19 protein-coding genes are annotated in these 21,321 nt (G+C 58.4%); 12 read left to right on the top strand and 7 right to left on the bottom strand.

Going from position 1 to position 21,321, the window contains the following annotated elements:
- Nucleotides 1-18: 18 nt before the first annotated feature.
- From HG718_RS15490 to HG718_RS15475, 5 genes are all read left to right on the top strand, one after another.
- Nucleotides 19-1,194, top strand: coding sequence for an N-acetyl sugar amidotransferase (locus HG718_RS15490; protein ID WP_160586497.1), 1,176 nt, complete (start codon nt 19-21; stop codon nt 1,192-1,194).
- A 50-nt stretch (nt 1,195-1,244) separates the two neighbouring features.
- Nucleotides 1,245-1,718 carry an adenine nucleotide alpha hydrolase family protein gene (locus tag HG718_RS15600; RefSeq protein WP_205345732.1) on the top strand — a complete coding sequence of 158 codons (474 nt, stop codon included), beginning with the start codon at nt 1,245-1,247 and terminating at the stop codon, nt 1,716-1,718.
- 37 nt (nt 1,719-1,755) lie between these two features.
- Nucleotides 1,756-2,370, top strand: a complete 615-nt coding sequence (locus HG718_RS15595) for an adenine nucleotide alpha hydrolase family protein (RefSeq protein ID WP_205345731.1) — start codon at nt 1,756-1,758, stop codon at nt 2,368-2,370.
- Between the two features lie 635 nt (nt 2,371-3,005).
- A complete protein-coding gene (locus HG718_RS15480; RefSeq protein WP_160586495.1) occupies nt 3,006-4,292 on the top strand; it encodes a glycosyltransferase in 1,287 nt (428 codons plus the stop codon).
- Complete coding sequence (locus tag HG718_RS15475) at nt 4,293-5,612, top strand: hypothetical protein (RefSeq protein WP_160586494.1); 1,320 nt, start codon at nt 4,293-4,295, stop codon at nt 5,610-5,612.
- Between the two features lie 33 nt (nt 5,613-5,645).
- Here the strand turns inward: HG718_RS15475 and HG718_RS15470 are convergent, their stop codons facing one another.
- On the bottom strand, nt 5,646-6,572 hold the full coding sequence (locus HG718_RS15470) for an aspartyl/asparaginyl beta-hydroxylase domain-containing protein (RefSeq protein ID WP_160586776.1): 927 nt from the start codon (nt 6,570-6,572) through the stop codon (nt 5,646-5,648).
- A 228-nt stretch (nt 6,573-6,800) separates the two neighbouring features.
- On the opposite strand from HG718_RS15470, the gene fsa reads away from it, so the two are divergent.
- The gene (gene fsa, locus HG718_RS15465) at nt 6,801-7,454 is read left to right on the top strand and encodes a fructose-6-phosphate aldolase (RefSeq protein ID WP_160586493.1); all 654 of its coding nucleotides are present in this window, start codon (nt 6,801-6,803) and stop codon (nt 7,452-7,454) included.
- A 21-nt stretch (nt 7,455-7,475) separates the two neighbouring features.
- On the opposite strand, the gene HG718_RS15460 is transcribed toward fsa, so the two are convergent.
- Both HG718_RS15460 and HG718_RS15455 read right to left on the bottom strand, forming a co-directional pair.
- Nucleotides 7,476-8,057 carry a D-sedoheptulose 7-phosphate isomerase gene (locus HG718_RS15460; protein ID WP_160586492.1) on the bottom strand — a complete coding sequence of 194 codons (582 nt, stop codon included), beginning with the start codon at nt 8,055-8,057 and terminating at the stop codon, nt 7,476-7,478.
- A 273-nt stretch (nt 8,058-8,330) separates the two neighbouring features.
- Nucleotides 8,331-9,857: an isocitrate/isopropylmalate family dehydrogenase gene (locus tag HG718_RS15455; RefSeq protein ID WP_205345616.1), complete on the bottom strand. Its 1,527-nt coding sequence runs from the start codon at nt 9,855-9,857 to the stop codon at nt 8,331-8,333.
- A gap of 128 nt (nt 9,858-9,985) precedes the next feature.
- On the opposite strand from HG718_RS15455, the gene HG718_RS15450 reads away from it, so the two are divergent.
- Nucleotides 9,986-10,924, top strand: a complete 939-nt coding sequence (locus tag HG718_RS15450; protein WP_160586491.1) for a hydrogen peroxide-inducible genes activator — start codon at nt 9,986-9,988, stop codon at nt 10,922-10,924.
- A 37-nt stretch (nt 10,925-10,961) separates the two neighbouring features.
- Here HG718_RS15450 and HG718_RS15445 read toward each other — a convergent pair whose 3' ends face one another.
- Nucleotides 10,962-12,056: an MBL fold metallo-hydrolase gene (locus HG718_RS15445; RefSeq protein WP_160586490.1), complete on the bottom strand. Its 1,095-nt coding sequence runs from the start codon at nt 12,054-12,056 to the stop codon at nt 10,962-10,964.
- Nucleotides 12,057-12,654: 598 nt separating this feature from the next.
- Here HG718_RS15445 and HG718_RS15440 point away from each other — a divergent pair.
- Together HG718_RS15440 and HG718_RS15435 are read left to right on the top strand one after the other, a co-directional pair.
- Nucleotides 12,655-13,791 (top strand): type III PLP-dependent enzyme, encoded by a 1,137-nt coding sequence (locus HG718_RS15440; RefSeq protein ID WP_027840569.1) that lies wholly within the window; start codon nt 12,655-12,657, stop codon nt 13,789-13,791.
- Nucleotides 13,792-14,064: 273 nt separating this feature from the next.
- Nucleotides 14,065-15,519 (top strand): homospermidine synthase, encoded by a 1,455-nt coding sequence (locus HG718_RS15435; protein WP_160586489.1) that lies wholly within the window; start codon nt 14,065-14,067, stop codon nt 15,517-15,519.
- A gap of 78 nt (nt 15,520-15,597) precedes the next feature.
- Here HG718_RS15435 and HG718_RS15430 read toward each other — a convergent pair whose 3' ends face one another.
- Entirely contained in the window at nt 15,598-17,115 is a 1,518-nt protein-coding gene (locus HG718_RS15430; RefSeq protein ID WP_160586488.1) for a PQQ-dependent sugar dehydrogenase, read from the bottom strand.
- A 215-nt stretch (nt 17,116-17,330) separates the two neighbouring features.
- On the opposite strand from HG718_RS15430, the gene HG718_RS15425 reads away from it, so the two are divergent.
- Complete coding sequence (locus HG718_RS15425) at nt 17,331-17,762, top strand: hypothetical protein (protein ID WP_027840567.1); 432 nt, start codon at nt 17,331-17,333, stop codon at nt 17,760-17,762.
- A gap of 24 nt (nt 17,763-17,786) precedes the next feature.
- On the opposite strand, the gene HG718_RS15420 is transcribed toward HG718_RS15425, so the two are convergent.
- On the bottom strand, nt 17,787-18,608 hold the full coding sequence (locus HG718_RS15420; protein WP_160586487.1) for an acyl-CoA thioesterase: 822 nt from the start codon (nt 18,606-18,608) through the stop codon (nt 17,787-17,789).
- A 138-nt stretch (nt 18,609-18,746) separates the two neighbouring features.
- On the opposite strand from HG718_RS15420, the gene HG718_RS15415 reads away from it, so the two are divergent.
- Nucleotides 18,747-19,082: a TM2 domain-containing protein gene (locus HG718_RS15415; RefSeq protein ID WP_160586486.1), complete on the top strand. Its 336-nt coding sequence runs from the start codon at nt 18,747-18,749 to the stop codon at nt 19,080-19,082.
- A gap of 3 nt (nt 19,083-19,085) precedes the next feature.
- Here HG718_RS15415 and HG718_RS15410 read toward each other — a convergent pair whose 3' ends face one another.
- Nucleotides 19,086-20,189, bottom strand: a complete 1,104-nt coding sequence (locus HG718_RS15410) for a DUF2855 family protein (RefSeq protein WP_160586485.1) — start codon at nt 20,187-20,189, stop codon at nt 19,086-19,088.
- A gap of 188 nt (nt 20,190-20,377) precedes the next feature.
- Here HG718_RS15410 and HG718_RS15405 point away from each other — a divergent pair, with 188 nt between their 5' ends.
- Nucleotides 20,378-21,316 (top strand): radical SAM protein, encoded by a 939-nt coding sequence (locus HG718_RS15405; protein ID WP_244624766.1) that lies wholly within the window; start codon nt 20,378-20,380, stop codon nt 21,314-21,316.
- Nucleotides 21,317-21,321 lie beyond the last annotated feature (5 nt).

Genomic DNA, 21,321 nt, shown 5'->3' with positions numbered 1-21,321 from the left:
AAATCCCACGAGGAAAGAATGTCCGATCGCCCCTATCAAGTGTGCACTCGTTGCATCATGGACACGACAGACGCAGAAATCACCTTTGACGAGCATGGAGTATGCAATCACTGTCAGTACTTCGAAACTGGCTTGAAACCTAACTGGTTTCCGAATGACCAGGGCAAAAAAATGCTCCGTGAGATGATTGATCAAGTCAGGAGAGAGGGCAAAGGCAAGAAATATGATTGCATCATCGGGTTGAGCGGTGGTGTAGACAGCTCATATCTGGCGGCGAAAGTTGCGGAGTGGGGGTTACGCCCATTAGCAGTCCATGTCGATGGTGGTTGGAACTCGGAACTGGCTGTCAAGAACATTGAAATGATGACGGAGAAGTTGGGGCTCGATCTCGCGACGTACGTTGTCGACTGGGAGGAAATGCGAGACCTTCAGCTGGCATTCCTCCGCTCAAACGTAGCAAATCAGGACGTTCCGCAAGACCACGCTTTCTTTGCAGCGCTCTACAACTTTGCCGCCAAGGAAGGCATTAAATATGTGATTAGTGGCTCCAACTATGCCACAGAGAGCATCTTGCCGGTTTCATGGGGGTATGATCCCATGGATATCAAACATGTGACCTCAATTCACAAGATTTACGGGACACGCAAGCTAAGGAAGTTTCCGACCGTGAACTTCTTCAAGTTCCATATTTACTATCCGAGAATTCTTGGGATGACAGTTCTTCGGCCTCTTAATCTTATGCACTATAATAAAGATGAGGCCATTGAGTATCTAGAGAAAAACTATGGATGGCGCTACTATGGCGGTAAGCATTATGAATCTCGATGGACACGGTTCTTCCAAGCGCACTACCTCCCCACCAAATTTGGATATGACAAGCGCCGGGCTCATTTATCAAGCCTTGTGGTTGCTGATGCGATGTCGCGTGAGCAAGCGCTCCAAGAAATGAAGAAACAACTTTATACTGATAACGAGTTGGCAGAAGACAAGGCGTTTGTAGCAAAAAAACTTGGCATTACTGTGGGGGAGTTGGAGGAATTTATCGCGCAGCCGATCAAGCACTACACTGACTACCCCCATAATCAGGACAAGGTGCGGCAGATGGAGAAGGTCTTCGCTTTCTATCGTCATACCGCATATCAGTTAAAAAATCGGTTTCATCAGGTTGCGACACGACTAAAGTTGGCCAACTAAAGACAATGGCCGGGCTCTCCTCACAATACCGGATCTGCTCACGCTGCGTAATGGATAGCAGCGATCCTAACATCAGCTTTGATGAGCGAGGGGTTTGTAATCACTGCCAAAAATACGATGAGATCTTAGCTACCCTTGTTTATCGAGGGGCTGAGGCAGAAGCGCGACTCGACGTCATTCTGGATGAAATCAAGAAGAACGGGAGTAGCAGCAGGTACGACTGCATAATCGGACTAAGTGGCGGGGTCGACAGCACCTATGTTGCCTACAAGGTAAAACAACTAGGCCTTAGACCACTGGCCGTGCATCTGGACAACGGGTGGAACTCGGAAGCGGCAGTCCACAACATTGAGAGCGTCATACGCACCCTTGACATTGATCTTCATACAGAAGTTCTGGATTGGGAAGAATTCCGCCACCTACAGATTGCGTTTCTAAGAGCCTCAACGCCAGATTCAGAAATCCCCACAGATCACGCAATCATGGCAACGCTGTACCAAGATAGCGATCAAGCACCGGGTTAACTACATCATCAGCGGATCAAACTATGTGACAGAACTCATGGTACCATCCGCTTGGTCGAACGGGCACTCAGACTGGAAGTATATCTGGTCGATAAATAGAGAGTTTGGAACACGGAGACTAAAAACCTATCCGCACTACACATACTGGAAATTGAAAATTGAGTATGCGTATCTCAGAGGTATTCGGGATATCCAGATACTCAATTACATTGACTACGACAAACATTTAGCCATCGAAGAAATGGAAAAGCGGATTGGCTGGAGAAATTACGGCGGCAAGCATTACGAGTCGATTTACACGAGATTTTATCAAGGCTACCTTCTCCCAATCAAGTTTGGCTATGACAAACGCCGCTCCCACCTCTCTTGCCTGATCAATTCTGGCCACTTGACCAGAGACCAAGCCCTAGCAGAATTACAACGTCCACCGCTGGACGAGGAGCAAGCCAAGGAAGATTGCGCATTTGTCCAAAAGAAGCTGGGGCTGTCAGAAGAAGAATTCCAGACAATTCTGCATACGCCTCCCCGGAGGTTCCAAGACTACCCCTCTTACGATAAGTCTCAACGCGAGGACTTGCTGTGGCGTCTGGCACTCAAAGCAATGATGACAGCCAGGTCCATTGGGCGAGCAACCGGGCTGCTCGCGACATAGTCGCCAGACACTCACATCACCAATGTCTTAGGCACCAGAACCCACGCGAACGCGTTCAGGTGCCTGAGAAACATTACAGATGACTGATTGGAACCGACCACATTTGCGCGGTGAGCAGAATGCATGAGAGATACAGAGCTACAAGGTGTTCAGTCTCGCCAGCCCACTTACGAGATGATGGTTGTTCCGGGTACTGAGACTCAGTCTTGGAGCAGTGTCACCCAGGCAGTCCAAGTCCAATTGGGATACACAGATACTGCTGATTTCATTGAGGGGTGCATCAGCTTTTAGCAGGCTAGCGGAGTTCCTCAACTGAAACAGCCAACTGCATTTGCCGGAACAAAAGCGATAGGAGGATGACGCCATTGAGAGGCATTGCCAGTCCACCATCATACGCACCGTTTTTCTGACATGAAGGATCGTGCGAGGCGCTTCCGGACTACAGAAAATACTCACGCTTGAGAACTGGGCATACAACACCCCAAAACAAAATATGAGATCTGCCCACCGCGCCTCGGTTTAATACATGGAAGTTGACGAAAAAAGACCTTGGTATCGCAGGCTTTGGTCGCGCGTCAGCAGTAGACTCGGAGCTCTACTCAACAGCTTGGTCTTTCTAGGATTACGACACCCAAATGCCCAAAAGTGCAAAAACGGTTTTGTCAATTACATCCGCCGCGCTCGAAGCCGACGGCCGAACGTTACGCTCTGCCCACACTATTAGGCGAATGGGTCATCATTCAATTGTTGTTGAGGGAGCCCCAAGCAGGAAACCGGAAGAATTTAACCTCAGTCTGATTTCTCTCGATACACGCGCGCAGGCTAGCAAACAGGAAAATCAGGATACGGATGATAGGAGCCAGACCCTTCGAGCTATGACTGCTGCCTTACGTTTCCACCTGCGAAACGGGACAAACAATCATCTGATCAACACTGCTTTGTTCCAAGTGTATCGGGCTGGATTCCTTTGGAAGTACGGCATCAACCCGCTCTTCAGACTGCCTAAGGCTGACTTGATATGCTTGCACGGATTTTTGTTTTCTCCAGTTGTGCAGTTGATGAGCCACCTTTATCAGACACCGTTTTTGTACGATGCGCATGACTTTTATCAGGATATTCGTTCAACAGCAGAATTGCCCGAGTTTGATCAATCACACATACAACCATATCTCCAGAAGGTTGAAGCGGAGTGCATTCGCAATGCCCGGGAAATCCTAACCGTATCGAACACCGTCGCCGATCTTATTGAAACCAGATACGGACGCCGCCCGCTCGTCCTACGAAACCTTCAAGACGAGTGCCTTTATAACAGCCTTGCGATCGGTTCCCATGAACCTGACCTTCGTACCCAACTCAAGCTCTCCGATTCTGATTTCCTCGTTGTTGTTGTTGGAAACTGCAAGCCGGGCCAGGCCATACAAGAATTCACAACCGGACTCTCCATGGCTGACAAGCACATTCATGTAGCTCTTGTTGGGTCTGGATATGAACAACACCACAGCACACTGGCCGAAGCTGGCATAGCAGATCGAGTCCACACACCCGGCCCTGTTCAACCGCAGCACATTCTCTCCCACATCAGGCGTGCTGATGCTGCTGCGATTATCTATTTGCCAATGTCCTCAAACTACAAGGCAGCCTTGCCAAATGGCTTCTTTCAGGCGGTTAGTGCCCATCTACCGGTATTGGTGGGAGATGAACTCCCAGAAGTTGTCGAAATTGTAAACAAGTACCGAATGGGATCACCTATAGACCTAGGTGATCCGGCTTCCATCGCGCACACTTTAAATATGTTTGCAAGATCGCCGGATCTGCGCTCGCGATACAAAGCAGGCGCATCACAAGCCTCTGTTGACCTCAACTGGCGCAATGAGGAGGCCCTACTCGTTGAGAGAATAACAAAAGCACTGGAGGCTGGTTAGGTGGGTCGCAAACGCCAGCTTCTGCTCCTCTGCGATTATCCCATCGAAGGAGCGGCGACAGTCCGAGAGCATATTGATGGGCTGATTGAGAATAGCCGCCATCACATAAGGCGTCTTTCAATCAGAGGGCGGATACCTCAACAGGTCGATCTGGCGCGATTTGACGGGGTTATTGTCCATTACTCCTTAATGGCGGATATGGATAGTCTGTTGACGCCATCGATAATTAGCAGACTGTCAGGCTACAACGGCGTCAAAGCAGTATTCGTTCAGGATGAGCACAGAAATGTTTGCCAGCGTATTACTGCCCTTCAGGGCATGGCCTCTAACCTACTCTTTACATGCGTTCCGGCGGAAGAAATTGAAAAGGTTTACCCGGATGAGGCTCTGCCCGGCATCAGAAAAGTTAATGTGCTGACCGGGTACACATCCATTCAGCTTGCCAGACGTCAGACCCCAGACTTTGACGCTCGTCCGATCGACATCGGATACAGAGCGCGAAAGCTGCCATTCTGGCTTGGCCGCCTCGGACAGGAAAAGGCCATGATCGGCGATTTTATCGCTTCACAGGAGGATGCATACGATCTGCAATGCGACATCTCAATGGCCGAGCACGATCGAATTTATGGCAGTAAATGGGTCGACTTTCTATCGAGCTGTAAAGCGACCCTTGGGGCAGAAAGCGGCGCCAGCGTATTCGACTGGGACGGCTCCATTGAACGAAGCGTAAAATCCCACCTCCTGAAAGCCCCTTACACCACCTTTGATGACATCGAAAAACTGTACCTTAAAGGTGAAGACGGAAAAGTCGGCAACGGACAGATTTCTCCGCGGGTCTTTGAAGCAGCAGCCTTGAGGACGCTGATGATACTCTACCCGGGAGAATACTCTGGCATTCTCGTACCGTGGCACCACTATGTGCCTCTTGAAAAGGATCACAGCAATATTGATGAAGTCATGGCAGTGCTGCGGAATAAAGCACAAGCTCAGCAGATAATTGAAGCGGCCTGGCATGATATCGCCTGTAATCCCGCATACACAATGAAGGCGTTTGTTGAAGAGTTCGACACATTGATTGATAACTCTGCTGGGGAACACGCGCCGATGAAAGTAGGTTATCAAGACAGCGAATGGACGGGACTGGTACGCGTAGAGCCAAACGTCGTCCTCAGCCGATTTTCCCAAGCAATCTGGGTAAGAGTACATCGCACCGTGTTTCGCACGCTTGACCGACTCTTAGGCCCTGCGACAGTCACCAAATTCAAACATCGATTGCGACAACTGAAAACCGCCTGTGAGAAGACTATTGATTCGCATTAGGGCATTAGGCCCGTCGCCAGAAGCCACACCCCTTCACACCCACCAAATCACCGCCACCAGTATCAGCGCAATCAGCACATACTTCTGGGCATAATAAAGCTTCCGGTTATACGCCTTCAGGCGCTTGCCCAGCAGGCGTACCTGATAGACATAGGCGAACGCCTTGTTCAGCACACCGATCTTCTCGCCTTCCTCGTTCGAGGTTTTGGCAGCGCTGACAAGGTACTTGCGGAAGAACCGGTTCACCGCGCGGGCGAAGCGGTTGTTCATCGGGCGTTCGACGTCGGCAAAGAAGATGATCCGGTCCTGGTCGCTCTCATTGGTCGCCCAGTGGATATAGGTCTCGTCGAAGACCACGTCCTCGCCATCGCGCCAGCTGTAGGGCTGGTCATCCACATAGATGCGGCATTCGTCGCTGTTGGGTGTCACAAGCCCGAGGTGATAGCGCAGCGAGCCGGCATAAGGATCACGATGCGCCACCAGCCGGCCACCAGGTGGCAGCATAGTGAACATGGCAGCGTGGATCGTCGGCAGCTGCTTCAGCAGCTCCACCGTCTTCGGGCATTTCTCCTTGGCGGATGGATGGAAATCATCCGAGTACCACCGCAAATAGAACCGTTTCCAGCCGCGCCGGTAGAAGGAATTGAACCCCAGATCATTGTAGCCCTCAGCGGCCTTGATGGAGCCGCCGCTATCAAGCGCCAGGGCTTCGTCGCGGATGGTTTCCCAATTGTCGCGGATGACCTTGAGCTCGGGAAAATGCTTGGTGTCGAGATAGGGTTCGTTGGGCACCGAGGAAAACGCGTACATGAACACGTTGATCGGCGCCATCAGCGTTGAATGATCGGTCAGCTGGCGGGTGAATTTGTGCCGCACCTTGCCACGGAAATGCACAAAGGCCGCAGATGCCAGAAAGGCATAAAGAGCCAGAAATTTGGGCGCCAGCACTTCCGCAATCATCTGCGAGACCACTCACCATCATCAGGGTTAACCGCTTGCCGGGCCACACTCTTTCGCGTCCCGCCACGCCCCATTAGCAAATTGCGGCATCCCCGTCACGGCACGTTTGCGAGGGGCGGCCGCCCCGCCGCCTTTTTCTCCCACCCCGTTTTGCGGTAGAGAATGCCCAAGATGCCCGTCGGGGATCACCAGACGCCAATCCGTGCGCCAGCCAAAGGCCTGACAACAATGAAGTTCTTCGTAGATACCGCCGACATCGACATGATCCGCGACCTTGATGCCAAGGGCATGGTGGATGGCGTTACGACCAACCCGTCGATCATCGCCAAGTCGGGACGCGACTTCATCGAAGTGATCAAGGAAATCTGCGATATCGTGGATGGTCCCGTCAGTGCCGAAGTGACGGCGACAGAGGCGGAAGGCATGATCGTTGAAGGCAAGAAGCTCGCTGAAATCGCTCCCAATGTGGCGATCAAGGTGCCGCTGACCTGGGACGGTCTGACGGCCTGCCGGGCACTCACCCGGGACGGGCACATGGTAAATGTCACCCTGTGCTTCTCCGCAAACCAGGCGCTACTGGCAGCCAAGGCCGGGGCTACCTTCGTGTCGCCTTTCGTCGGCCGCATCGACGACATGGCCTATGACGGCATGGACCTGATTGCCGAGATCAAGCAGATTTACGACAACTATCCCGCCCTTGAGACTGAGATCCTGGTGGCCTCCGTCCGGACGATCAACCATGTCCGGCAGGCCGCGCTTATTGGCGCGGATGTCGCAACTGTGCCACCGCAGGTACTGCAGAGCCTCGCAAAGCATCCGCTGACCGATGCCGGCCTTGAAGCCTTCCTGGCCGACTGGCAGAAGACCGGCCAGTCGATCTAGCGGATTGCAGAAAAGAGCCGCCTAGTCGGCGTAGCCAAGCCGCTTTTCAAGCGCACCACACAGCATCTGGCCAAGCAGGATGTGCATTTCCTGAATGCGCGCGGTGGTCGCCGACGGCACGATCAGCAGCGGGTCAGCGAGCCCCGGCAACTTGCCGCCCTGGCGGCCCGTCAGGGCAGCAGCCACAAGCCCCATGCCTTTGGCCTGTTCCAGCCCAGCCAGCACATTGGCGCTGGTGCCTGACGTGGTGATGCCGATTGCCACATCCCCGGCCTTGCCCACAGCCTCGATCTGCCGGGCAAACAATTGCTCGAAGCCCAGATCATTGCCGATCGCGGTCAAAGCGCTGGTGTCCGTTGTCAGGGCCAGGGCAGCGATGGCCGGACGGTCGCCTATGTAGCGAACGGCCAGTTCGGTCGCCAGGTGCTGCGCGTCAGCCGCGCTGCCCCCATTGCCGAAAAACAAGATCTTGCCCCCTGCCGCCAGGCTGTCCGCGCAGACATCCACCAGCGCATCGAATGGCGCGCGCAGCTCCGCCCGCGTTGCAGCCACGACGGAGGCATGCTCCTCGAATTCGTCATCAAAGAAGGATGAAACGTGCACGGATCACCGGGCTCCCGGAATGCTGGGGAAACTGGCCGCAGAAGCTGCGGCACTGGCTCCGTACATACCGGTTTTCAGGCCTGGACGCCAATCCTGCGGCACACCACAGGCACGGCATGGACCATCTGGTTAAAACAGACCGCCCGCCACGCTCCTGCCACGGGTCAGGCGCAGGAACATGACGGGCGGGAAAGCCGCTACCCGGGTGGTCGGAGCATCCGGGGGAGGAAATGCCGGTCCCCCAAGGCAGCGGACAATCACATGGCGCGGGCTCTATTGTCCCTGCGCCACCGAGAAACCAGGCGTGCCATCCATCAGTTGCAGGCGTTCCACGTGGCACCAGCGCGCGAACCGCGAGATCCGCGTAAGGAGGTCACCCAGCACCCCGTCAGGCAGTTCATCGCCCGGGGCCCGGCTGGCGAACCGGCACCGCCAATGGTCCACAAAGTCCGCCTGCGGGAGAGCGCCCGGATAGACCTTGAGCCCCCTGTTGGAGACCATGGCAAGGGTGAGCGGGAGCCCGGCACTTGCCGCCTTAAGACCCGCAACCAGACTGGGGACGTCACCCGCGAACTCGACGAATACATCGATGCCCGCGTCAGACCGCACCTGCCCGCGCGTGGAGGCATGAACACGGCCCCGTGCCACCTCCTGCACAACCGGCATGCCGCCACTGCCAGAAGGCACAGCCTTTGACCGGCGGCCGAGATTGCTGATGACCCTGTCCGTAAAGGCCGACGTGGAACCGGCATCGATCCCCGTGGGACCCGCCAGGTCCGGCGTCAGTTCCTTGCCATCTTCCAGCGTGACATAAAGCGCATGCTCCAGACGTTCGGCGACGCTGGGCAGGCCGGCCTGCCGGAGCATCATCAATGATGCCAGCAGCAATGCCGTCGGGTTGGCGAGACCCTGCCCGGCAATGTCGGGCGCGGATCCGTGAACAGCTTCGAACAGGGCCATGCCCGCACCCAGATTGGCACTCGGCGCCAGCCCAAGCCCGCCGACCAGCCCGGCCGTCAGATCACTGATGATATCGCCATTCATATTGGTGGTGCAGATCACATCGAAGCTCTCCGGCGACAGCACGAGCCGGTGTGCCAGATTGTCGATGATCATGTGGTCAGACTGGATCGCCGGATGCGCCGCTGCCACCTCCTCGAAGGCCTCTTTGAAGAGCCCTTCGCTCAGCTTCATGATGTTTGCCTTGCTCGCACAGGTCACGCGGCTGCGGCCTTGTGCACGGGCCAGCGCGAATGCGGCTTCCGCGATCTTGCGCGAGCCTGAGCGGCTGATGAGCTTCAGGCATTGGGCAACATCGGGCGTCTGCATGTGCTCGATACCCGCGTAGAGGTCTTCCACATTCTCACGCACGATGACGAGGTCGATGTCCCGGTCCGCATAGGGCGTCACCACGCCGGGCAGACGCCGAGCCGGACGGATATTGGCGAACAGCTCGAAGTGCTTGCGCAGGGTGACATTTGCGGATTTCCCACCGCCGCCGAGCGACGTTTGCAGTGGGCCCTTGAGGACCAGCCCGGCACTCGCGATGGCGTCCATGGTCTCGCCCGGAAGTCCACCCGGCAGAGCCACGCCTGCACCCGCCTCACATTCTTCCCAATCAATACGGGCACCGGCGGCTGCCAGCATGCGCTGCACGGCATCCATGATCTCGGGCCCGATCCCGTCACCCGGAAGGGCCACCGCGCGGATGCGACGCGGCATGGTGGCAATGCCTGCCACACCTCCGGCAGCTTCGTCCGCCGGTACTCCAACCTCGTCAATCACCTGCGTCAGCGTCATGTCATGTCTCCGTGTCACGTGCCAAGCCCTGTGGGTTTTGATGTACTGATCTCAAAACCATTGTTCCAATCGATAAGCTGTCGTGATTTGATAGATAAAATCTATCAAAGTCGGATATCCGCAGACTCATGCCGACCCTTCGCCAGCTGTCCTATCTCGTGGCCATCGCAGAGACCAACCACATGGGCCGTGCCGCCGAACGGCTGGGCGTGACCCAGCCCACCCTGAGCGCACAGATTGCGGAACTCGAGCGCAAGCTGGGCGTATCCCTGGCCGAAAGGGGCCGGGCAGGCGTGATGCTGACCGACATCGGGCGGGATACCGCCAACCGGGCACGGGATATTCTGGCTTCAGTCGAAGCCCTGAAGGATCACGCAGCTGGTGCCCGAACCGGCATTGCGGGAACATTGCGCCTTGGCGTGCTGCCCACCATCGGCCCCTACCTGCTGCCACATATCCTGCCCGCGCTTCACGCACGCTATCCGCAGCTTCGACTGTATGTGCGGGAGGATTTCCCGGGGCCTCTGGAAGCAGGCCTTCACGATGGCCGGTTCGACATGCTGCTGGTGTCACTGCCTGTCGACATGGGCGGCCTGGAGACCGCGCCCCTGTTTCGCGAGGAGCTTCAGCTCGCCCTGCCCCACGACCACGCCGCAGCCCAGGCGGACCGTGTGCCGCGCACCCGCCTGCGCGGCGAGGACGTGTTGGCCCTGGAAACCGGTCACCGCTATCACACCCAGGTCCGCGACTTATGTGCCGATCTGGGCGCGCACCTGCTGCCCGACTATGAAGGCACAAGCCTCGACACCTTGCGCCAGATGACTGCTATGGGCGCGGGCCTGACGTTCCTGCCCGCGCTGTACGTCCATTCCGAGATCGGCCCGCGTGACAAGCGCCGCCGGGCGGAAGTCACGACCCGCAGTCTCACGCCACGGCCGCCCAGCCGGACAGTAGGGATGGCCTGGCGGCGGCAGGCGCCCAACCGGCAAGGCTATGGCGAACTGGCAGAGCTCATCCGCGACCGGATGAAGGTCCTGAAGCTTGAAGGCATCACCGTGACGAGCTAGCGCGTTTCGCTACCGGGTAACTCTCCACCGCGGAGTTCTAAAGACGCTCTTCATGGTGGATCGCATCACTACCTGCAGGCAGCGACCAGAAGTCACCATCCACGGCAACATGCACTGGGCCATCATAGGCGTCTGACACACCTTCCACGAAGACACTCTCGAGCGCCGCCAAAGGCAAGGCAGGAACGATGTGATGGAAGACGAGCATCTTCACGCCTGCCCCCTGCGCCAGTTCCGCCGCCTCAACGGGCGTTGTGTGATAGTCGAGAATATCCAGTGTGATCTTCTCGATATTGGCGCGCCCCGCCTTGGCCGCTGCCTGGGTGATGACGTCCACGAGCTGCGGGGCCAATGCTTCATGCAGCATGAGATCTGCCCCCTCCGCCGCACGCTGCAGATTGCCGGACTTCACGGTATCGCCGGACATGACAATCGATCGGCCGAGGAAATCGAACCGGTAGCCGACCGCAGGCGCCACCGGCGTGTGGTCGACCAGAATTGCCGTCACCCGCAAGCCGTATTGCTCCAGCACAACGGCATCCACACCGTCCTGCGGTTCGGCAAAAGGCACGGCCTCAAGGCCTGCCCCGGAGGGCGGTACGATATCGGCACCGTGATGGGCGGTGCGATAGACAAAGTCTTGGGCATAGGCCTGGTTGAACCCTTCCGCGACACGTTCGACGCCTGCAGGCCCGATCAGGGGAAGCGGCGAGGTGGCCATCCGATTGACCCAGCGTTGCATGGCCAGCTCGCCAAGCCCGTCAATGTGGTCTGAATGGAAATGTGTGAGGAACACGCCGTCGATCTCACCGACGGGCAGGCCCATCTGCGCCAAGGTGCGCACACCGCCCGTTCCTGCGTCAACGACGTAGGTCTGCACGTCCGATCCCTGCTTGGCCACGACAATGGCGCAAGGCCCTCCGCGGGACGGGTCCGGCAGCGGGGCACCTGCGCCGCACAGGCCCACATGCAGTCCATCCGACAGGGCGGCCAGCGGGTCGGCGGCCATGTTGCGCTCCACGACGCCAGCCATCAGCCGCAGGGCAATCTGCCCCTGAAAGGCCGTCACCAGCGTCGCACCCAGACCGATAACCACAACGGCCACCAGCAAGACTTTCAAACCCCGGCCCATTCCGCCTCTCCCCAAAGATCACCCCCGCTGCGAACGCCCTCTTCCGAGCCATTCACGACATGTTACGTGAAGTAATGCATATCATTATTTTGAAGCGCTGCCCATGGGACGACCCATAAAGGGCCGCCAGGAAGGCGGCGACCGGATGCAACTGTTGTTCCCTTGCCGCACCCGATGCTCTGCAATGAATGCAGGGCTGGATCACGAAAGATTTTTGAGCATTTCGCTTGAAGTGCCCATGCAAAACGCGTACATCTCGCGCCGCCCAATAAGTCGCACGTGCCCGTAGCTGCTGGAAACAACCAGAACACCAGCAGCCAAAAGCAACGACGGTGAGGGCTTTTTTGGTCTCAGTCGGTCTTCCAAACGCCGGCGACACTGAAGAGGCACACCTTCCTTGCCCGCGTGAGGACTTGGGGCATTCCCAGATCCAATCCGGCAACAGCCCCGGCAAAGCGTTCAGCACCCATGATGGTTGCTGGCGATAGGCCCGGACACGCCCGCGCTCAAAAGCGCTTCCCGCGCCGCATTTCCACCATGCGGACGGGCAGTCGTCTTTGACGCAACTGCAACTTTCTGGACCTGGGAGACCACCAATATGGTGACTGATCGAATTAACGACTTTCTCCGCACCACCCGATCCGACGAGCCGTTCGTTGTCGTTGATCTGGAAGTGGTGCGTAAGAACTTCGAGCGCCTGGCCCGCGCTCTGCCTGAAAGCCGCGTGTACTACGCCGTGAAGGCAAATCCGGCCCCCGAAATTCTGGCCCTGCTCGCAAAGCTCGGATCGAGCTTCGACACGGCCTCCGTTGCCGAAATCGAGATGGTTCTGGCCGCCGGTGCATCCGCGGACCGCATCTCCTATGGCAACACCATCAAGAAGGAACGCGACATCGCCCGCGCCTATGCGCTCGGTGTCCGCCTCTACGCCGTTGATTGCCCGGAAGAAGTGGAAAAGATCGCCCGTGTCGCCCCCGGCGCACGCGTGTTCTGCCGCGTTCTTACCGATGGCGCCGGCGCTGAATGGCCCCTGTCGCGCAAGTTTGGCTGCGAGCCGGACATGGCGGTCAGCGTTCTTGAGCACGCTCACAAGCTCGGTCTCGAAGCTGTCGGTGTGTCCTTCCATGTCGGCTCCCAGCAGGCCAACACGGCTGCGTGGGATACCGCCCTGGCGGATGCCAGCCGGGTCTTCAAGACCCTGGCCGAGCGCGGCATTCACCTGAAGCTCGTCAACATGGGCGGTGGTTTCCCCACCCGCTACCTGAAGGACGTGCCCACCTCGGAAGACTACGGCAAGGCGATCTTCGGCGCGCTGCGCCGTCACTTCGGCAACCGTATTCCGGAAACCATCATCGAGCCGGGCCGCGGCCTTGTTGGTGATGCCGGTGTTATCCGTGCCGAAGTGGTGCTCGTCTCCCGCAAGTCGGAAGACCCCGATGGTCAGCGTTGGGTGTTCCTCGACATCGGTAAGTTCGGTGGGCTCGCAGAGACCATGGACGAGGCGATCCGCTATCCGATCCGCACCCCTCGCGACGGCGACCGCACCACGCCCTGCGTGATTGCCGGCCCTACCTGCGACTCCGCTGACGTCCTCTACGAGAAGACGCCCTACGAATTGCCGGTGTCCCTGACTGTGGGTGACGAAATCCTGATCGAGGCGACCGGTGCCTACACCACCACCTATGCCTCCAACGGGTTCAACGGTTTTGCCCCGCTGAAGTCCTACGTTATCTAGGGCCCTCATCAGCGGCACGCCGCATGACGGAGCGTGACCTGGCAACCAGGCATCTCCCAGGGTCCTGACCCCGTTCACGTTCCGCAAAAAGGCCGGCCCGGTTCTCCAGGCCGGCCTCTTCCCATCGTGCCGGCGTCACGCCGGCCCCGCAGACGGATCATTCCGGCTCAATACCCAACGGGCTTAGCCAGCCTGCCCCTGACGCCCGTGGACGCCGTCTCTCCGGCGCGACGCAGACCAGTCCGGGGAAGACAAAGGAAAGACTTGAACGCCATGACCGACCAGACCTCCTGGCCCGTCTACCACAAGATCACCGGCCCCATCGTCATGATCGGGTTCGGTTCCATCGGACGCGGCACTCTCCCCCTCATCGAGCGGCATTTCGATTTCGACAAGAGCCGCATGGTCATCATCGACCCGAGCGATGACGGTCGTGAACTGGCAGAGAAGCATGGCATCCGCTTCATCAAGCAGGCACTTACCGAAGAGAACTACAAAGACGTGCTCACGCCTCTCCTCACCGAGGGCGAAGGTCAGGGCTTCTGCGTCAATCTCTCGGTGGATGTCGGCTCGGTGGACCTCATGCGCCTGTGCCGTGACATCGACGTGCTCTACATCGACACGGTCGTCGAACCCTGGTTCGGTTTCTATGTGGAGAAGGACAACGACCCCGCTGAGCGGACAAATTATTATCTCCGCGAAACCGCCCGCACCGAGAAACGGGCCAATCCTGGCGGCACGACCGCTGTCTCCTGCTGCGGCGCAAATCCCGGCATGGTTTCCTTCTTCGTGAAGCAGGCACTGGTCAATCTCTGCAACGACCTGGGTTTCGACTATGAAGAGCCGGCGGCGGATGACCGCGAAGGCTGGGCCCGCCTGATGCAAAAGGCCGGCGTAAAGGGCATCCACATCGCCGAGCGTGACACCCAGCGCGCCAAGAACCCCAAGAAGCTTGGCACCTTCGTCAACACCTGGTCTGTCGACGGCTTCATCTCCGAAGGCTGCCAGCCCGCTGAACTGGGCTGGGGGACGCATGAGAAGTGGCTGCCGGAGAACGCGCATTTCCAGGCAGACGGTTCAGGCTGCCAGTCGGCGATCTACCTGACACAGCCCGGCGGCGCGACCCGCGTGCGCACATGGTGCCCGACGCCAGGCCCGCAATACGGCTTCCTTGTGACCCACAACGAAAGCGTATCCATCGCCGATTTCTTCACCGTCGGCGCAGGCAAGGACCCGGAATACCGGCCGACCGTTCACTACGCCTATCACCCGGCCGATGATGCGGTGCTGTCCATGCATGAGCTTTTCGGCAAGGGCGCCGATCCGCAGGAGATCTATCACATCCTCGAAGAAGACGAGATCGTCGACGGCATCGATGAGCTGGGCGTCCTGCTCTATGGCCACGCCAAGAATGCCTATTGGTACGGCTCGCAACTCTCGATCGAAGAGACCCGGAAGCTCGCGCCCTACCAGAATGCTACGGGCCTCCAGGTGACCTCAGCCGTGCTGGCCGGCATGGTCTGGGCCATTGAAAACCCAAAGGCCGGGATCGTCGAGGCCGACGAGATGGACTACAAGCGCCTGCTTGAAGTACAGTCGCCCTATCTCGGGCCGGTCAAGGGCTACTACACGGACTGGACGCCCCTGGACAGCCAGACCGGCTTCTTCGATGAAGACATGGACGAAAGCGACCCCTGGCAGTTCCGCAACGTGCTTGTCCGTTTCTGACAGCAGCAGGCCGAACACAATAAAAGGCGGTGTCCGGATTAACCGGCACCGCCTTTCTCATCAGATCAAGTTGCAGCTCTAGTTGCGGGCTGCCTCATCGGAAACGTCACCTGAAGCCCCCGAGGTATTGGCGTCTTCCACCGCGTCTTTCACGGCATCAGCAGCTTCCTTCACCGCTTCAGCGGTGGCTTCCATGGCGTCATTCACAGCAGCGGCCACATCGTCCTTGTTCTCATCGATGGCTTTTTCAACAACCGCGGCAGCTTCCTCAGCTGTCTTGCGTACAGCCTCCATGACAGCCTCCGACGCGTCCTTCACAGCCTGTTGCGCATCTTCGAGAGACGCCTGCGGCATGCCGCCCGCCGGCACCAGCCGCAGCACGTGCCCGCCTTCACCATCTGTCAGGACGTAGATGCTGCCGTCCGGGGCCAGCGCCACGTCGCGCAAACGCGGTGTCGCGTCGTCATCCTCTGCGCCGGGCACAGCAACACGGATCGCTTCCTCACCCTGCAGGTCACCACCGTCGATGATGACCCTGCGCAGATTATACTTGGCGAGATCGGTTACATTGCCCGCAGCCAGCGCGGTGACCAGAAGGTCCCCCTCCCAATCGGCAAAGGCCCGGCCCGAGACAATTTCCATGGCGGACGGTGCAATCGACGGCGTCCACCAGGTCATGGGCTGGCTTGATCCTTCAAACTCGGTCAGCGGCGATACATAAGCGCCCGTGTAGTTCAGCCCATAGGTGGCAAGCGGCCACCCGTAATTGCCGCCAGGTTCGATGACATTGATTTCATCGCCGCCCTGTGCGCCATGTTCGTTGGCGTAGATGCGGCCGGTTTCCGGATCATGCAGAATCGCCTGCGGGTTGCGGTGACCGAAGGAGAATATCTCGTCCCGGGCTGCATCGTCGCCCACATAAGGATTGTCCGCCGGGACGGAGCCGTCTTCATTGAGGCGGATGACAGTCCCGAAATGGTCGCTGTTGTACTGGGCCTGTTCGCGATAATCAAAGCCATCGCCGCTTGTGACCACGAAACTACCATCCGGCAGGAAGGCCAAGCGGGCACCGTAATGCACATTGGTGGTGCGATAGGCATCAGCTTCGAACACCTCTTCGAAGTCTTGCAGCGCCCCGTCGGAATATGTGCCCCGGCCCACCACCAGCGTGTTGCCCTCGTCCCGCTGGGCGGAATAGGTGAGGTAGACCAACTGGTTGGTCTCGAAGTCAGGGTGCAGCACGACGTCCGAAAGTCCGCCCTGCCCGATGGCGGTGAAATAGGCTTCGGGCACACCACTGACCGGTGCCTCGGCCAGCACGCCATCATCAATCAGCCGCAACTGGCCGGTGAGTTCCGTTACCAGCATGTCATCGTCCGGCAGAAAGGCGATCGCCCAAGGATGGTCAAGCCCTTCAGCGACAGTTTCCACGGTGAACTGCCCGTCAGGCGCAACAGTCACATTTTGGGGTGATGGCTCTGCCGCAAAGGCCGATCCGGCCGCCACAAGAGCCAATGCCATCAATGCCGGAGCTGCAAACGCACCTGCCTGCATGGTTGCCGCCCCAGGTGCGGCCCGTGTGAATGCCTTCGCCATGATGCTTCCCCGCAGATTATGGCCGCAATCACGGCCGGGATTTCGCCAGCTTTCCGTTCCAATCGGGCGCCGCAGACCCATATAGGGGTCAAGATGGGGCGCGAGGCACTGGTTCTCAACGCCATCTTAAGCGAATATGACCGGCAAACGCGACGCTTTGACGGAACATCCGGCATCAACTGTCCGTTCCGGCACCGCCCAAGGGGGAAACACCAATGCGCATGGTTCTCGGCTTCATTGCCGCCGTCATCGTCATCGCCGTACTCGGCGCCACGTCCAACGCATTGGTGAACCAGGGCGAAATGGCAGCCGTCGGCGGGCAATTCTCACTTGGCGACCGTATCGGCTGGATCGTGCATGACATCACCACGTTCGGCCCCATGCTTGGCGTCATCATGGGGGTGGGTCTGCTCATCGCATTCATCGTGGCCGGGTTTGTCGCCCAACTGGCCCCCGGCCTGCGGAGCATCGTCTATCTGGTCGCGGGTGCCGTCACCGTGCCGGTCGCGCTTTATGCCCTCGGCGTCGCCTTCCCGGGCGGGATCACACCCATTGCCAGCACCCGCTTCATGGACGGCACCATCGGCCTGATGATCGCCGGGGCACTGGCGGGCCTGACCTACGCGCTCATCAAGCGCCCGGCCTGAACAGGCAACCTTCCGTCCGTCCCGTCAGTCGTGGACCCGCACGATCATTGACTGGCTGGCAGTCGCCATAAGCTCGCCATCCTGCGAAAACTGCAGCATCCGCCCGTGGGCAAAACCGCCATGCACGCCGTGGATCTTGGTATCGCACAGCACCCAGTCCGTCGGCACCACGTGGCGGATGCGGATGGTGTTGTCGAGGCTGTTGCCACCGGCGTTCTTGCCGATGGCATTCCCCACGGCTGACGGGATGAAGTCGGCGATGATCGCCAGCATGCCGCTGTCGATCACCCGGCCGTCCTTGGGCCGCGCCCACAGATAGACCTCACCGTCATCGCTCATCTGCCCATCCTTGCGGGCTTCGCCATAACGGCCCTTCGCCACCCGCAGCTCCATGTGGTCATGCAGCTCCTCATCATGACGCTGAGCGCGCTCCATCGGCGGGCAGTCTTCCGGCTTCGGCACGTCGGGCATGGTAGCCCATTGCTCAGAGAGGTCATCCGGGCGTTCGCCCAGTGCCGCGCTGGCGGTGATGATTTCTTGGTCACCCACATGCGCCCGGCTGCGGGCCTGGGAATTGAACCGGCCGGTAACCGGCACTTCCACATCCACGTCAACGATTGAGCCGGGTCGCGCAAAGGACAGGTACTGTGCAGCTGCCCAGATCACCCGGCGCCCAGTGGTGCCTTCCATCGCCTTGATTGATGCGGCGAGGCCAACACCACCGAACATGAAGAGGTTGCGCGGCGGTCCCACGCAGACGCTGGGGGTTACCTCAAGGGTCCAGCGATTGGGATTATGGGTCGCTTTGAGATCAAAAAACGCAGATTTCGGCGCAGTATCGGACATGGGGCACACTCGGCAGTTCAAACAACCAGAAGCGCGCTACCTATATCGCGGCCAAATGTGTTGCAACGCCTTCTTGCCACAACCAAAACATCCGTATAGATTGCATTAAAAATCAAGGCGTGAAATTGGAAATCAATAATGGCACTTACAACAGCAGAACTCTCGCTAATTGAGCAACGTGTAAGCAATGATGGACCAAGCACAGGAATTGCATATCTTCTATGGTTCTTTCTTGGATTGGTCAGCGCACACAGATTCTACCTAGGCGAAGCCGTAACTGCTATCATACAAATCCTCTCTTACTTTATTTTTGTCGGTTTCATCTGGCTTTTAATCGACGCTTTTCTCATTCCTGGGATGGTTCGAAAGCGGCAAGACGAGATCAGACAGCGAATTACGACCGACCTTCTAGCGCGATCTTCATCTACTAACCTTGGCGAAAGCAAACCGGACGCATCGACTTCCCTGGACTGAAAATCAGTCCCACAACGACAGAATATGCGCCTTGTTGGGAGGCGTCTTGCCGCCCAGAACTTCCTGATAGACAGGCTCCACCTTGCCAGCACCGGAGGTATGAACCACCCCGATCCACTTTTTGGTTTCCGGAATAAAGCTCTTCCAGGCATCCGCCACCCGCGACTGAAATCCCTGACCGCCCCAGTCCTTCATCCGCCGCTCGATATGGGTGGGCGCGAAGAACAGCTCCACTTGCGGGCCCGGCAGCCCGTCCTGCCCGCCGCCAACGCTGTCCCAGTGGGTACCGCCAACGGCTGAGGACAGCTTGAGATTGTCCTTGAAGTGGGTGTGGATATCGGCACGGACAGAGGAGTTGCCGGCCATGTCCACGAAGGCCGCCGGCACAGAGGCATCGAGCCCGGAGATGGCGTCATAGGTGACGACGTCGTCATAACACCCTGTGCTCTCGACGAAGTCCTTGTTGGACCCGGATGTCAGCCCTACCACCTTCACCTTGTCACCGCGGTTGTTCTTCAGCAGGAAGGCAAGCCCCAGCGATGTCTTCGACGACGCACTCGACAGGATCACCGTGCTGGCGCCGAAGAAGTCGTTCTGCGCCAGCCAGTCATCGAGAATGAAGCTGGTGGTGAACAGCGGCCGGAACAGCATGATCTGGTCTTCGTCTTCCGGCGCATAAAGCGGATCAGATTCTGTCGCCATAAACTGGCTGTAGACCGGCGCAAGCTCACCCCGCACACCGGATACGTCAAAGAACCCATGCTCGGAAATTTTGCCCGCCTTGGCGACACGATGAGTCGACATCGGGAAATAGCCATAGAAGCGCTTGCCTACAGCAACCCCTTCGGCATTTGAGGCAACCACTTCGCCGAAGCCCCATACCGGGATGCGGCCGAATTCCGCCTCCTCACTGCGGTCGGAGAAGAAATCCCAGTAGCGCATGGCATCACCAAACACCGCATAGGTGATGTTGTTGGCGGTGAGCGAAAAGCGCTCAACCTTCAGCAGCACCTCACCGGGAGCCAGATCCGGCGCGGCCTGCTTTTCCAGTCGCGTCTCGGCCAGCTTGTCCTTGCGGACCTCGAATTCAACAGCCTCTGCGGACATGGTGCGTCTCCTGTCGCGGTTTCGTTCTTGGATCGGAATTGAAAAGGTTCGCAACGCAGTCTGCCATGGCTTCCCCTGCGTCGCCTACCGGCAAGGTCACGCAGCGTTGAACATCCAACTGTTCAAAATTGGGGGGTTTTCAGTGGACGCCCATCTGCCTAGCGGCTTATCTCCGACACATGAATGAAATGCCGCGGACCATCGAGGGAAAATTTCAGGATCCCCGCCTGACGGCCACGGGCGAAAGCCGCGCCTGGGTAGCGCCGCGCGCCCTCGAAACCCTGTGGGTCAACACAGGGACGCTCTGCAATCTGGCCTGCGCTAATTGCTATATCGAGTCGACCCCCACCAATGACGCGTTGGAATACATCAGCGCAGCAGAAGTGGCGACGCTGCTGGACGAAGCAGAGCGGGAGGAACTGGGTCTCCGCGAAGTTGGGTTCACTGGCGGCGAACCCTTCATGAACCCCGATTTCACCGCCATGCTGGGTGATGCCCTGAAGCGCGGCCACGAGGTGCTGGTGCTGACCAACGCCATGCGGCCGATGCAGCGCCCAGGACCGTCGCAAGCACTCCTCGCCCTGCAGACACTTTTTGGCAACCGCCTCTCGATCCGCGTGTCGGTCGACCATTATTCCAAGGCGGTGCACGAAGCAGAACGAGGCCCCAATTCGTGGGACCCGATGATCGACGGCATCAGGTGGCTGGCGCGCAACGGCTTTACCCTGTCTATCGCCGGGCGAATGCTCTCTGGCGAGACGGAAGCGGATGAGCGTGCAGGCTATGCGCGCCTCTTTAATGACCTGGACCTCGACCTTGATGCCAGCGACCCCGCCGACCTCGTGATCTTCCCCGAGATGGACGAGGCAGCTGATGTGCCGGAAATCACCACGCAATGCTGGGGCCTTCTCGGCAAGTCACCGGCAGACATCATGTGCTCGAATGCCCGCATGGCTGTGAAGCGAAAGGGAGCCGAGGCGCCGGCAATCCTCGCGTGCACCCTCATTGCCTACGACACCCGCTTTGAACTCGGCACGACGCTGAAAGAAAGCATGCAGCCGGTATCGTTGAACCACGCCCATTGCGCACGATTCTGTGTCCTTGGCGGTGCCAGCTGCTCCGGCTGACAGCA

Source organism: Pyruvatibacter mobilis, from assembly GCF_012848855.1.
Lineage (GTDB): Bacteria > Pseudomonadota > Alphaproteobacteria > CGMCC-115125 > CGMCC-115125 > Pyruvatibacter > Pyruvatibacter mobilis.
The sequence above is the reverse complement of the archived record's forward strand: the minus strand, read 5'-3'. Positions and strand labels throughout refer to the sequence as shown.

Excerpts from the sequence above, each read along its gene's own strand:
- HG718_RS15490 (WP_160586497.1), top strand. The coding sequence starts at position 19 with ATGTCCGATCGCCCCTATCAAGTGTGCACTCGTTGCATCATGGACACG.
- HG718_RS15600 (WP_205345732.1), top strand. The coding sequence starts at position 1,245 with ATGGATAGCAGCGATCCTAACATCAGCTTTGATGAGCGAGGGGTTTGT.
- HG718_RS15595 (WP_205345731.1), top strand. The coding sequence starts at position 1,756 with ATGGTACCATCCGCTTGGTCGAACGGGCACTCAGACTGGAAGTATATC.
- HG718_RS15480 (WP_160586495.1), top strand. The coding sequence starts at position 3,006 with ATGCCCAAAAGTGCAAAAACGGTTTTGTCAATTACATCCGCCGCGCTC.
- HG718_RS15470 (WP_160586776.1), bottom strand. The coding sequence starts at position 6,572 with ATGATTGCGGAAGTGCTGGCGCCCAAATTTCTGGCTCTTTATGCCTTT.
- fsa (WP_160586493.1), top strand. The coding sequence starts at position 6,801 with ATGAAGTTCTTCGTAGATACCGCCGACATCGACATGATCCGCGACCTT.
- HG718_RS15455 (WP_205345616.1), bottom strand. The coding sequence starts at position 9,857 with ATGACGCTGACGCAGGTGATTGACGAGGTTGGAGTACCGGCGGACGAA.
- HG718_RS15450 (WP_160586491.1), top strand. The coding sequence starts at position 9,986 with ATGCCGACCCTTCGCCAGCTGTCCTATCTCGTGGCCATCGCAGAGACC.
- HG718_RS15445 (WP_160586490.1), bottom strand. The coding sequence starts at position 12,056 with ATGGGCCGGGGTTTGAAAGTCTTGCTGGTGGCCGTTGTGGTTATCGGT.
- HG718_RS15440 (WP_027840569.1), top strand. The coding sequence starts at position 12,655 with ATGGTGACTGATCGAATTAACGACTTTCTCCGCACCACCCGATCCGAC.
- HG718_RS15435 (WP_160586489.1), top strand. The coding sequence starts at position 14,065 with ATGACCGACCAGACCTCCTGGCCCGTCTACCACAAGATCACCGGCCCC.
- HG718_RS15430 (WP_160586488.1), bottom strand. The coding sequence starts at position 17,115 with ATGGCGAAGGCATTCACACGGGCCGCACCTGGGGCGGCAACCATGCAG.
- HG718_RS15425 (WP_027840567.1), top strand. The coding sequence starts at position 17,331 with ATGCGCATGGTTCTCGGCTTCATTGCCGCCGTCATCGTCATCGCCGTA.
- HG718_RS15420 (WP_160586487.1), bottom strand. The coding sequence starts at position 18,608 with ATGTCCGATACTGCGCCGAAATCTGCGTTTTTTGATCTCAAAGCGACC.
- HG718_RS15415 (WP_160586486.1), top strand. The coding sequence starts at position 18,747 with ATGGCACTTACAACAGCAGAACTCTCGCTAATTGAGCAACGTGTAAGC.
- HG718_RS15410 (WP_160586485.1), bottom strand. The coding sequence starts at position 20,189 with ATGTCCGCAGAGGCTGTTGAATTCGAGGTCCGCAAGGACAAGCTGGCC.
- HG718_RS15405 (WP_244624766.1), top strand. The coding sequence starts at position 20,378 with ATGCCGCGGACCATCGAGGGAAAATTTCAGGATCCCCGCCTGACGGCC.